Here is a 12686-nt window from a genome sequence, read left to right as displayed (position 1 = left end):
TTTCGCCGCTGCGGCCGAACGTCCGTCTTCTAGTTCCTCCCACTCGACAGGATTCCACCTCCCATGAGCAACTCCGTCTACATCGGCGCCAAGGAATACTTCCCGGGCATCGGCCGCATCGCGTTCGAAGGCAAGGCCTCGGACAACCCGCTCGCGTTCAAGGTCTACGACGCCAACAAGCGCATCGGCGACAAGACCATGGCCGAGCACCTGCGCTTCGCCGTGGCGTACTGGCACAGCTTCTGCGGCAACGGCGCCGATCCGTTCGGCCCGGGCACGCGCGCCTATCCGTGGGACGCCGGCAGCGACGCGCTGGGCCGCGCCGAGGCCAAGGCCGATGCGGCGTTCGAGTTCTTCACCAAGCTCGGCGTGCCGTATTACTGCTTCCACGACATCGACCTGGCGCCGGACGCCGACGACGTCGGCCAGTACGAGAAGAACCTCAAGCACATGGTCGGCATCGCCAAGCAGCGCCAGGCCGATACCGGCATCAAGCTGCTGTGGGGCACCGCCAACCTGTTCTCGCATCCGCGCTACATGAACGGTGCCTCGACCAATCCGGACTTCGACGTGGTCGCGCGCGCGGCGGTGCAGGTCAAGGCCGCGCTGGAGGCCACGGTGGAGCTGGGCGGCGAGAACTACGTGTTCTGGGGCGGCCGCGAAGGCTATGCCAGCCTGCACAACACGCAGATGAAGCGCGAGCAGGACAACATGGCGCGCTTTTTGACCATCGCCCGCGACTATGGCCGCAGCATCGGCTTCACCGGCAACTTCCTGATCGAGCCCAAGCCGATGGAGCCGATGAAGCACCAGTACGACTTCGACAGCGCCACGGTGATCGGTTTCCTGCGCCAGCACGGGCTGGACCAGGACTTCAAGCTCAACATCGAGGCCAACCACGCCACGCTGTCGGGCCACAGCTTCGAGCACGACCTGCAGGTGGCGTCCGATGCGGGCCTGCTCGGCAGCATCGACGCCAACCGCGGCAACCCGCAGAACGGCTGGGACACCGACCAGTTCCCGACCGACCTGTACGACACGGTCGGGGCGATGCTGGTGGTGTTGCGGCAGGGCGGGCTGGCGCCGGGCGGGCTGAACTTCGATGCCAAGGTGCGGCGCGAGTCGTCCGATCCGCAGGACCTGTTCCTGGCGCACATCGGCGGCATGGACGCGTTCGCGCGCGGCCTGGAAGTGGCCCATGCGCTGCTGACGGCCTCGCCGCTGGAGCAGTGGCGGGCGCAGCGCTACAGCAGCTTCGACAGTGGCGCCGGTGCGGCGTTCGCGGCCGGCAGCAGCACGCTGGCGGACCTGGCGGCGCATGCGGCCAAGGCCGGCGCGCCCAAGCAGGTCAGTGGCCGCCAGGAAGCCTACGAAAACCTGATCAACCAGTACCTGATCCGTTGATGCGGACCCTGCCGCCCGCCGCCGCGTCAGCGCCGTTCGGTGCGCGCGGCGGCCGGTGCGGCCACCGAATCGCGCTTGACCAGCTGATGAGCGAGCACATGATCGATCTTCGCCCGGCCCGTGCGCTCCTTGCTGCGGATGCTGCGCAGCAGGATGTCGACCGCCGCATCGGCCATGGCCGCGATCGGCTGGCGGATGGTGCTCAGTTCCGGCCACACGGTGGTCGCCGCGGAGGTGTCGTCGAAGCCGACCACCGACAGGTCGCGCGGCACGTCCAGGCCGCGCCGGTGCGCGACCGAGATCGCGGCGGCGGCCATGTCGTCGTTGCTGGCGATGATCGCGCTGGGCCGATGGCGGCGCGACAGCAGTTTTTCCGCCGCGTCCAGGCCGGAGCGGTAGGTGTAGTCGCCCGGCTGCAGCAGATGCCGGTCCAGGCGCAGCCCGGCCTCGGCCAGCGCCGCCTGGAACCCCTCGAAGCGGCGCGCGCTGGCCGACAGGTTGGAGCGGCCGGCGATGTAGCCGATGCGGGTATGGCCCTGCGCGATCAAGTACGCGGTGATGTCCTTGCTGGCGTTGAACTCGTCGATGCGCACGCAGGCGACGCGGTCGCTGAAGCGGTCGGAGGCGATGGCCACCACCGGCACCTTGGCGCGCACCAGCTCGCGGATGGCCGCATCCGATTCGCACAGCGGCGGCGGCAGGATCACCCCGGCCACGCCGCTCTTGGCCAGCGTGCGCGCGGCCTTGCGTTCGGCGTCGGGGCCGAGGTCGTCCCAGTAGTCCATCACCACCTGGATCGAGGTGCGCGAGGCCGCGCGCAGCACCCCGACCAGCAGTTCGCCCAGGTAGGCGCCGCTGGGGTTGCTGTAGATCAGCGCGACCCGCGTGCTCTGCGCGGCGGCCAGCGCGCTGGCCGCCAGGTTCGGCGTGTAGCCGAGCGTGTCGACCGCGCGCATGACCTGCTCGCGGGTGCTGTCGCGCACGTTGCCCTGGCCGTTGATCACCCGCGACACGGTCATCGGCGAGACCTTGGCCAGTGCGGCCACCTCGTCGATGGTCACGGCGAGGCTCTTGCGGCGAACCGATTTCCTGACCTTCTCCAAGATGCGCCTCTTCGTTGGCTTGCGGGCGTGGATCGCGACCGGGGACGTGCTGCGCAAGCCGCGTGTGCGACAGCGTCGCGACACGGTGTGGATCCCGACACGAGTGACGGCTGCATGGTACCGGGAAGCCGGGTGGGCGGCGACTGCGGGCGCGCGCCGGTGCCGTGCCAGTGGGGGCGCGCATGAGCGGCCGCCCGCAGTCGCGCGCGCTGCAGCGTCGGCGCCCATTGCGCGGCGGGTGGCTGCGCAGCGCGTGCCTGTGGCTGGCGCTGTTGTTGCCGATCGCCGTGGCCCAGGCCGAGGACGGCTACGATCTATGGTTGCGCTACCAGCCGCTGGCCGAAACGCAGGCTGCGCCATGGCGCGCGGCCGCCACGCAGCTGGTGGCCGACGCGCAGACGCCGATGCAACGGGCCGCGCGCGACGAGCTGCGCCGCGGCCTGGGCGGCCTGCTCGGCGCCGAGCCGCCGCTGGCGGCAAGCGCGGACCGCGCCGGCGCGATCGTGCTCGGCACCCCGGCCTCGCCGGCGATCGCGCGGCTGCGGCTGGATACCCGCGGCCTGGGCGAAGAGGGCTACCTGATCCGCAGCGTGGTGGTCGATGGCCGCCCGCTCACCGCCATCGTCGGCGGTGGCGAACGCGGCGCGTTGTATGCGGCGTTCCGCTTCCTGCGCCTGCTGCAGACCGGGCAGGCGCCGGCGCCGCTGGCGCTGCGCGATGCGCCGCGGGTCAAGCTGCGCGTGCTCGATCACTGGGACAACCTGGACGGTGTGGTCGAACGCGGCTACGCCGGCGCCTCGCTCTGGGACTGGCAGAAGCTGCCCGGCTACGTGGACCCGCGCTACACCGACTACGCGCGCGCCAACGCCTCGATCGGCATCAACGGCGCGGTGCTGAACAACGTCAACGCCAAGGCACTGAGCCTGACCGCGGCCTACCTGGACAAGACCGCGGCGCTGGCCGCGGCGCTGCGTCCGTACGGCATCCGCGTGTACCTGAGCGCGCGCTTCAGCGCGCCGATCGAGATCGGCGGACTGCGCAGCGCCGATCCGCTGGACCCGGCGGTGCAACGCTGGTGGAAGGCCAAGGCGGACGAGATCTACGCGCGCATTCCCGATTTCGGCGGCTTCCTGGTCAAGGCCAACTCCGAAGGCCAGCCCGGCCCGCAGGACTACGGGCGCACGCATGCCGACGGCGCCAACATGCTCGCCGACGCGCTCGCGCCGCATGGCGGGGTGGTGATGTGGCGGGCGTTCGTCTATTCGCACGAACAGCCGGACGACCGCGCCAAGCAGGCGTACAGCGAGTTCGTGCCGCTGGACGGGACATTCCGCGACAACGTGGTAGTGCAGGTCAAGAACGGCGCCATCGACTTCCAGCCGCGCGAGCCGTTCCACCCGCTGTTCGGGGCGATGCCGAAGACGCCGCTGATGCTGGAATTCCAGATCACCAAGGAATACCTGGGCTTCGCCACCCACCTGGTCTACCTGGGCACGCTGTACCAGGAAACCCTGCAGGCCGACACGCGGCGCGGCAAGCGCGCGACGGTGGCGCGGGTGGTGGAGGGCGCGGTCGACGGGCATGCGCTCAGCGGCATCGCCGGAGTGGCCAACATCGGCGCCGACCGCAACTGGTGCGGCTCGATCTTCGACCAGGCCAACTGGTATGCGTTCGGGCGGCTGGCCTGGGATCCGCAGGGCGATGCGCAGGCCATCGCCGAGGACTGGGTGCGGATGACCTTCGGCAACGCGCCGGCGCTGGTGGCGCCGGTGGTCGGCATGATGATGGCCTCGCACCAAGCGGCGGTCGATTACATGACCCCGCTCGGCCTGCATCACCTGATGGGCCGCGGCCACCACTACGGCCCGGCGCCGTGGGACGCGGGCAGTGCGCGGCCGGACTGGGACCCGGTGTACTACCACCGCGCCGACCGCAACGGCATCGGCTTCGACCGCAGCGCGACCGGCAGCAACGCGGTGGCGCAGTACGCGCCGCCGCTGGCGCGCCGCTTCGGCGACGTGCGCACGGTGCCGGAGCAATACCTGCTGTGGTTCCACCACGTGCCCTGGGACCACCGCATGGCGTCCGGCCAACCGCTGTGGAACGCGCTGATCGGCCGCTACGACCACGGCGTGGCCGAGGTGGCGCGGATGCGCACGACCTGGAGCGGACTGGCGCCCTACGTCGATGCGCAGCGCTATCGCCAGGTCGCCGACTTCCTGGCGATCCAGCAGCAAGAGGCGCAGTGGTGGCGCGATGCCAGCATCGCCTACTGGCAACAGGTGTCGGGCCGCGCGCTGCCGCCGGGCACCGTGCCGCCGCCGCATCCGCTGGCGTATTACCAAGCGCTGTCGTTTCCGTACGCACCGGGAAATCCGAAATGACGCCCTACCGTTCCGCTGTCCACCTCGCCGGCCGTCTGCTGCTGGTCGCGCTGTGCGTGCCCGCGTTCGCGCATGCCGCCGACGCGCCGTTGTTGAATCCCCTGTTCCAAGACCACGCGGTACTGCAGCGCGACGCGCCGATTCGCGTCTGGGGGCAGGCCGCGGCCGGCGAGACGGTGACCGTGCAGCTGGCGCAGCAGCGCGTGCAGGCGCGCGCCGATCGCCAGGGCCGCTGGCAGGCGCAGCTGGCGGCGCTGCCGGCCGGCGGCCCGTACGTCCTGCAGGCCAGCACCGCGCACGGCCGCGTGCAGCGCGCCGAGGACGTGCTGATCGGCGATGTGTGGCTGTGCTCGGGCCAGTCGAACATGGAGCTGCCGGTGCTGCGCACGCTGGATACGCGCAGCGAGATCGCCGATGCGCAGCAGCCGGCGATCCGCATGTTCAAGGTGCCGGCGCAGTCCAGCCCGACCCCGCAGGCGCAGTTCGGCGGCCCCGCCGCGTGGCAGCCGACCACGCCGGAGGCGGTCGGCGATTTTTCCGCGGCCTGCTATTACTTCGCGCGCGAGCTGCGCAAGACCGTGGACGTGCCGATGGGGCTGATCAATGCCTCCTGGGGCGGTTCGCAGATGCAGGCGTGGATCGGCGACGCGGCCCTGCGCAAGGTGGACGGCAACGCGCCCGCGCTGGACGTGCTGGCGCGCTACGCCAACGATCCGCAGCAGGCGGCGCCGCGCTGGGGCCGGCTATGGGAGACGTGGTGGCGCGCGCACGGCAACGGCGCGCCGTGGCAGCCGGACGATACCGGCGGCGACTGGCGCGACGCACCGGCGGCGCTGGGCGCCTGGGACGACTGGGGCGTGCCGCAGCTGGTCAATTTCAACGGCATGGTCTGGTACCGCAGCACGGTCACGCTGAGCGCGGAGCAGGCGAAACAGCAAGCGACGCTGGCGCTGGGGCCGGTGGACGAGCTCGACCAGACCTGGGTCAACGGCCAGGCGGTAGGCAGCAGCTACGGCGCCGACCAGCCGCGCAGCTACCGCCTGCCGCGCGGCGTGCTGCATGCGGGCAAGAACACCGTGGTGGTCAATGTGTACAACAGCTACCGCCGTGGCGGTCTGCTCGGTGGCGCGTACGCGCAGCAGCTGCAACTGGGCGACGGCAGCCGGGTGGCGCTGACCGGCTGGCAGTACCGCATCGTGCCGCCGCAACTGGGCACGCCGCCACGCGCGCCCTGGTCCTCGGCCGCTGGCCTGACCACGCTGTACAACGGCATGATCGCGCCGCTTGGCCGGGTCGGCCTGCGCGGCGTGCTGTGGTACCAGGGCGAATCCAACACCGGCGATGCGGCCGGCTATCCGGCGCTGCTCGAGGCCTGGCAGCGCGACTGGCGGCAGCGCTTCGGCGCGCAGCTGCCGTTGTTGCTGGTGCAGCTGGCCAACTTCGGCGCGCCGCCCACCCAGCCCGGCGACAGCGGCTGGGCGCAGCTGCGCGAGGCGCAACGGCGCTTCGTCGCCGCCGATCCGCATGCCGGCTTGGCGGTGGCGATCGACATCGGCGACCGCTACGACATCCATCCGGCCAACAAGCAGGAACTCGGCCGGCGCCTGGCGCGCGCGGCGCGGCACGTGGTCTACGGCGAGGCGGTGGCGCCGTCCGGGCCGGTGCCGCACGCGCTGCGTCGCGATGGCGCCGCGTTGGTCGTCGATTTCGACGGTGTCGATGGCGCCCTGCAGACCTACAGCGCGGACGCGCCGATCGGTTTCGAACTGTGCGGCGCGGCCTCCGGCAGCTGCCGCTACGCGCGGGCCGAACTGCAGGGCCGCAGCGTGCGCCTGCCGGTTCCCGCCGGCACTGCGCCGACTCGCGTGCGCTACTGCTGGGCTGACAGCCCGGTCTGCACGTTGTTCGACCGTGCCGGGCTGCCGGCCGGTCCGTTCGAACTTTCCCTCCCGTCCGCGGCCCCAGTGGCCGCGGCTCCTTCCCCGTGAGCGACCCGCAATGAACCAGACTTCCGATAGCGCTTCTTCCGCCCAAGGTTCGGCCCGCGACCGCGAGATCGTCGAGGCGCGGGTCATCGTCACCTGCCCGGGGCGCAATTTCGTCACCCTCAAGATCGTCACCCGCTCCGGCGTATACGGCCTGGGCGACGCCACCCTCAACGGCCGCGAACTGGCGGTGGCGTCCTACCTGCAGGACCACGTGGTGCCGAACCTGATCGGCCGCGACGCCGGCCGCATCGAGGACATCTGGCAGTTCTTCTACCGCGGCGCGTACTGGCGGCGCGGGCCGGTGACGATGACCGCGATCGCCGCGGTGGACGTGGCGCTGTGGGACATCCTCGGCAAGATGGCCGGCATGCCGCTGTACCAGCTGCTGGGCGGGCGCTCGCGCGAGGGCGCGCTGGTCTACGGCCACGCCAACGGCCGCGACATCGCCGAGACCAGCGAGGAAGTCGCCCGTTTCCGCGAACTCGGCTTCATCGCCATCCGCGCGCAGTGCGGCGTGCCCGGGATCAAGAAGACCTACGGCATTTCCAGCGGCGGCAAGCCGTACGAACCGGCCGAGAGCGAACTGCCGACCGAAACCGTGTGGTCCACGCCGCGCTATCTTGGCGTGGTGCCCAAGCTGTTCGAACAGCTGCGCGCCGACCATGGCGACGAGATCGAACTGCTGCACGATGCGCACCACCGCCTGACCCCGATCGAGGCCGCGCGGCTGGCGCGCGACCTGGAACCGTACCGGCTGTTCTGGCTGGAGGACGCCACCCCCGCGGAAAACCAGCGCGCGTTCGAGACCATCCGCCAGCACTCGGTGACCCCGCTGGCGGTGGGCGAGGTGTTCAATTCGATCTGGGACTGCAAGCACCTGATCGAACAGCACCTGATCGACTATATCCGCACCACCATCGTGCACGCCGGCGGCATCACCCACGTGCGCCGGCTGGCCGACTTCGCCGCGCTGCACCAGGTGCGCACCGGTTTCCACGGCGCCACCGACCTGTCGCCGGTGTGCATGGGCGCGGCGCTGCACTTCGACACCTGGGTGCCGAATTTCGGCATCCAGGAATACATGTTCCATTCCGACGAGGCCAACGCCGTGTTTCCGCACGATTACACGTTCCATGCCGGCCGCCTGCATTGCGGCGAGGCGCCCGGGCATGGCGTGGACATCGACGAAACCCTGGCCAAGCGCTATCCGTACGCGCCCAAGCAACTGCCGATCGCGCGCCTGGAAGACGGCGCGATGTGGGACTGGTGAGGCGCATGCGCTGGGGACGCGCACTTGGTCTGGCGCTGCTGTGTGTCGTGGCGATGCAGACGGCATCGGCGCAGCGCGGGCGGGCCGCCGACATCGCCGAATTCGATTGGTTCGAATACCGCGGCGACGATGCGGTGTTCGCCACGCCGTTGCCGCCCGGCCACTACCGCAATCCGGTGCTGGCCGGCTTCTATCCCGATCCCAGCGTCGTCCGCGCCGGCGACCGCTACTACCTAGTCAATTCCACCTTCGCCTATTTCCCGGCGATTCCGGTGTTCGAAAGCCGCGACCTGGTGCACTGGCGTCAGGTCGGCAGCGTGGTCGAGCGTGCCGAGCAACTGGACTACGACGGCCTGAAGGTGTCGCGCGGCATGTTCGCCGCCAGCATCGCGTACCATCAGGACCGCTTCTACGTGGTCGGCACCGCGGTGGACAGCGGCGGCAACTTCATCGCCACGGCGGACGACCCCGCCGGGCCGTGGTCGCCGCTGCACTGGCTGCCGGACATCGACGGCATCGACCCGTCGCTGTTCTTCGACGACGACGGCAGCGCCTACCTGCTCAACAACGGCCCGCCCGAGGGCACGCCCTTGTACGAAGGCCACCGCGCGATCTGGATGCAGCGTTTCGACCTGGCGCGGCTGCAACCGGTCGGCCCCCGCAAGGTGCTGGTCAACGGCGGCACCGACCTGGCCAGCAAGCCGATCTGGATCGAGGGCCCGCATCTGTACAAGCGCGACGGCTGGTACGTGCTGTCCTGCGCCGAGGGCGGCACCGGCCCGCAGCACTCGCAGGTGGCGCTGCGCAGCCGCACGCCGTGGGGGCCGTATGTGCCGGCGCCGCACAATCCGATCCTGACCCAGCGCGACCTGCCCGCCACGCGCGCCGACCCGATCAGCAACGCCGGCCATGCCGATCTGGTCGAAGGCCCCGACGGCAAGTGGTGGGCGCTGTTCCTGGCCAGCCGTCCGTACGCGCAGGACCGCTACAACACCGGCCGCGAAACCTTCCTGCTGCCGGTGACCTGGCACGACGGCTGGCCGTCGGTCCTGCCGGCGGGCCAGCCGATTCCCTATGTCGCTCCGGGTCCGGCCGGGCTGCGCGCCGACACTGAAACCGCACCGCTGACCGGCAACTTCACCTGGCGCGATGGCTTCGATGCACCGCAGCGCGATCGCCGTTGGCTGCTGTTGCGCACGCCAAAGCGCGAATGGCTGGATCTGCGCGCGCGCCCGGGCTGGCTGACGCTGCAACCCGATGTGCAAGGCCTGGACGGCAGCGGCAATCCCGCGTTCCTGGGCTACCGGCAGCAGCACACGCGCTTCGACGCCAGCACCGCCGTGCAGATACCGGCGCGGCCGGGCCTGGTCGCCGGCCTGGCCGCGTTCCAGAATGCCGATGCCTGGTATGTGCTCGGCGTGCGCCGCCGCGGCGCGCGTGCCGAAGTGTTCCTCGACAAGCGCGACGGCAAGCGCACCACCACCGTCGCGCGCAGCGCGGTCGAGGCCAAGGGCGCGCTGCGCCTGAAGATCGCCGGCGACGGTGGCCGCTATGGCTTCGCCTTCGCTGCCGATGGCCAGGACTGGCAGTGGCTGCGCCGCGACGACGATGCGGCGATGCTCAGCACGGCCGTGGCCGGCGGTTTCACCGGCACCACCCTCGGGCCGTACGCCCGCCGCGAACCGGATCGATCCAGCAAGGAGTAGGCAATGTACATCGAGACTGCGCCGTACCAAGGACGTGGCCGCCGCGTAGCGACGCTGGCGCTGCTGTTGGCCCTCGCGCCATGCGCGGCGCCCGCCGCCGAAGCGCCGCCGCCGTATCTGGACACCCAGCGCAGCTTCGAGCAGCGCGCCGCCGACCTGGTGGCGCGGATGACGCTGGAGGAAAAGGCCGCGCAGATGCAGAACGCCGCGCCGGCGATTCCGCGCCTGGGCGTGCCGGCCTACGACTGGTGGAACGAGGCGCTGCACGGCGTGGCCCGCGCCGGCGGCGCCACCGTGTTCCCGCAGGCGATCGGTATGGCGGCCACCTTCGACGTACCGCTGATGCACGACGTCTCCACCGCGATCAGCGACGAGGCGCGCGCCAAACACCACGAGGCCTTGCGCCACGATCAGCACGCGCGCTACCAGGGCCTGACCTTCTGGTCGCCGAACATCAACATCTTCCGCGACCCGCGTTGGGGCCGCGGCCAGGAGACCTACGGCGAGGACCCGTTCCTCACCGCGCGCATGGGCGTGACCTTCGTGCAGGGTTTGCAGGGCGAGGGCGCGGACGCGCCGAAGAACGCGCAAGGCGAGGTCTACCGCAAGCTCGACGCCACCGCCAAGCACTTCGCCGTGCACAGCGGCCCGGAGGCCGACCGCCACCATTTCGACGCGCGCCCGACCCAGCGCGACCTGTACGAGACCTACCTGCCGGCGTTCGAAGCGTTGGTCAAGGAAGGCAAGGTGGACGCGGTGATGGGCGCCTACAACCGCGTGTACGGCGAATCGGCCAGCGCCAGCAAGTTCCTGCTGCGCGACGTGCTGCGCGACAGCTGGGGGTTCGACGGCTACGTGGTGTCCGACTGCTGGGCGATCGTGGATATCTGGAAGAACCACAAGATCGTCGCCACCCGCGAGGAAGCCGCCGCGCTGGCGGTGAAGCACGGTACCGAGCTGGAATGCGGCGAGGAATACTCCACGCTGCCGGCCGCGGTGCGCAAGGGCTTGATCGGCGAAGCCGAGGTCGACGAGGCGCTGCGGAAGCTGATGTATTCGCGCATGCGCCTGGGCATGTTCGATCCGCCGGACACGCTGCGCTGGGCGCAGACTCCGATCTCGGCCAACCAGTCGCCCGAACACGACGCACTGGCGCGGCGCACCGCGCGCGAATCGCTGGTGCTGCTGAAGAACGAGGGCGTGTTGCCGTTGTCGCGCGCCAAGCTCAAGCGCATCGCCGTGATCGGTCCCACCGCCGACGACACCATGGCGCTGCTCGGCAACTACTACGGCACCCCGGCCGCGCCGGTCACCGTGCTGCAGGGCATTCGTGAGGCGGCGCCGGATGCCGAAGTGCTCTACGCGCGCGGCGCCGACTTGGTCGAAGGCCGCGACGATCCCGCCGCCACGCCGCTGATCGAACCGCAATACCTGCGTCCGTCGGCCGATTCGCCCGAGCGCGGCCTGCGCGGCGAATACTTCCGCAACCGCGACCTGTCCGGCACCCCGGCGCTGGTGCGCACCGATGCGCAGATCGGCTTCAAATGGGACCGCGGCTCGCCGACCGACAACCTGCTCGCGCGCGGCGAAGCCGGCCCGGACCAGGCCATCCCGGCCGACAACTTCAGCATCCGCTGGAGCGGCAAGCTGGTGCCGCCGGCGACCGGTACCTACCACCTGGAAACCGCGGCCGACGACGGCGTGCGCCTGTACCTGGACGGCAAGCGCCTGATCGACCGCTGGAGCGCCAGCGACCGCCTGCACGCCGACGGCGTCGACGTGCGCCTGGAAGCCGGCCGCAGCTACGACCTGCGCCTGGAGTACTACGAAGGCGAGCGCGACGCCGGCGTCCGCCTGGCCTGGCGCCAGCCCGGCGCCAAGCCGCCGCTGCAGGAAGCGCTGGACGCCGCGCGCCGCGCCGACGTGGTGGTGTTCGTCGGCGGCCTGACCGGCGACGTGGAAGGCGAGGAGATGAAGGTCAACTATCCCGGCTTCGCCGGCGGCGACCGCACCGACCTGCGCCTGCCCAAGCCGCAGCGCGAGCTGCTCCAAGCGCTGCACGGCACCGGCAAACCGGTGGTGGCGGTGCTGACCACCGGCTCGGCCTTGGCCATCGACTGGGCGCAGCAGCACGTGCCGGCGATCCTGCTGGCCTGGTACCCGGGCCAGCGCGGCGGCAGCGCCGTGGCCGACGTGCTGTTCGGCGACGCCAACCCGGGCGGCCGCCTGCCGGTGACCTTCTACAAGGAAAGCGAAACGCTGCCGGCCTTCGACGACTACGCCATGCGCGGCCGCACCTACCGCTACTTCGCCGGCACGCCGCTGTACCCGTTCGGGCACGGCCTGTCGTACACCCGGTTCGCCTATTCCGATCTGCGCCTGGACCACAGCAAGCTCGCGGCCGACGGCAGCCTGCACGCCACGCTGAAGGTGAAGAACACCGGCCAGCGTGCCGGCGACGAAGTGGTGCAGCTGTACCTGCAGCCGGTGGCGCCGCAACGCGAACGCGCCACCAAGGAACTGCGCGGCTTCCAGCGCATCGCCCTGCAACCCGGCGAAACCCGCGAAGTCAGTTTCGCCATCTCCCCGCAAACCGACCTGCGCATCTACGACGAAGCGCGCAAGGCCTATGTGGTGGATCCGGGCCACTACGAACTGCAGGTCGGCGCCTCCAGCGCAGATGTCCGCCTGCGCCAGCGCTTCAGCGTGCAGCCGTCGCCCGCGACGCAGGCAACGCCGCACAAGTAGCTCGATCGGTGGTGCGAGCCGTCAACGTTCGCACCACCGAAACAGTAGCCGCGGATGACCTCGGACTTTCAGCCCCGGCAAGC

Annotated in this window: 7 protein-coding genes; 6 read left to right on the top strand and 1 reads right to left on the bottom strand. The window is 70.6% G+C overall.

The features are described 5' to 3' along the window. Window positions 1-63: 63 nt before the first annotated feature. Window positions 64-1404, top strand: coding sequence for a xylose isomerase (xylA, locus tag AB3X08_RS22310; protein WP_369935269.1), 1341 nt, complete (start codon window positions 64-66; stop codon window positions 1402-1404). A 26-nt stretch (window positions 1405-1430) separates the two neighbouring features. Here the strand turns inward: xylA and AB3X08_RS22305 are convergent, their stop codons facing one another. Beyond that, a complete protein-coding gene (locus tag AB3X08_RS22305) occupies window positions 1431-2564 on the bottom strand; it encodes a LacI family DNA-binding transcriptional regulator (protein ID WP_369935267.1) in 1134 nt (377 codons plus the stop codon). A gap of 125 nt (window positions 2565-2689) precedes the next feature. Here AB3X08_RS22305 and AB3X08_RS22300 point away from each other — a divergent pair, with 125 nt between their 5' ends. From AB3X08_RS22300 to AB3X08_RS22280, 5 genes are read left to right on the top strand one after another with little or no spacing between them, the layout of a single operon-like run. Next, window positions 2690-4891 (top strand): alpha-glucuronidase family glycosyl hydrolase, encoded by a 2202-nt coding sequence (locus AB3X08_RS22300; protein WP_369935265.1) that lies wholly within the window; start codon window positions 2690-2692, stop codon window positions 4889-4891. Beyond that, window positions 4888-6879, top strand: coding sequence for a sialate O-acetylesterase (locus AB3X08_RS22295; RefSeq protein ID WP_369935263.1), 1992 nt, complete (start codon window positions 4888-4890; stop codon window positions 6877-6879). The genes AB3X08_RS22300 and AB3X08_RS22295 overlap by 4 nt, the downstream gene beginning before the upstream one ends. Before the next feature lie 10 nt (window positions 6880-6889). After that, a complete protein-coding gene (gene manD, locus AB3X08_RS22290; protein ID WP_369935261.1) occupies window positions 6890-8149 on the top strand; it encodes a D-mannonate dehydratase ManD in 1260 nt (419 codons plus the stop codon). A gap of 29 nt (window positions 8150-8178) precedes the next feature. Continuing rightward, window positions 8179-9855: a glycoside hydrolase family 43 protein gene (locus AB3X08_RS22285; protein ID WP_369938616.1), complete on the top strand. Its 1677-nt coding sequence runs from the start codon at window positions 8179-8181 to the stop codon at window positions 9853-9855. Between the two features lie 3 nt (window positions 9856-9858). Next, window positions 9859-12603 (top strand): glycoside hydrolase family 3 protein, encoded by a 2745-nt coding sequence (locus AB3X08_RS22280; RefSeq protein ID WP_369935259.1) that lies wholly within the window; start codon window positions 9859-9861, stop codon window positions 12601-12603. Window positions 12604-12686: the final 83 nt, after the last annotated feature.

Origin of the sequence: Xanthomonas sp. DAR 34887 (assembly GCF_041245805.1) — a bacterium.
Taxonomy (GTDB): domain Bacteria; phylum Pseudomonadota; class Gammaproteobacteria; order Xanthomonadales; family Xanthomonadaceae; genus Xanthomonas_A; species Xanthomonas_A tesorieronis.
This window is presented reverse-complemented; position numbering and strand designations above follow the sequence as displayed.

What these genes read in the sequence shown, in the direction of transcription:
- AB3X08_RS22280 (WP_369935259.1), top strand. Translation starts at nt 9,859, where the DNA reads ATGTACATCGAGACTGCGCCGTACCAAGGACGTGGCCGCCGCGTAGCG.
- AB3X08_RS22295 (WP_369935263.1), top strand. Translation starts at nt 4,888, where the DNA reads ATGACGCCCTACCGTTCCGCTGTCCACCTCGCCGGCCGTCTGCTGCTG.
- xylA (WP_369935269.1), top strand. Translation starts at nt 64, where the DNA reads ATGAGCAACTCCGTCTACATCGGCGCCAAGGAATACTTCCCGGGCATC.
- manD (WP_369935261.1), top strand. Translation starts at nt 6,890, where the DNA reads ATGAACCAGACTTCCGATAGCGCTTCTTCCGCCCAAGGTTCGGCCCGC.
- AB3X08_RS22300 (WP_369935265.1), top strand. Translation starts at nt 2,690, where the DNA reads ATGAGCGGCCGCCCGCAGTCGCGCGCGCTGCAGCGTCGGCGCCCATTG.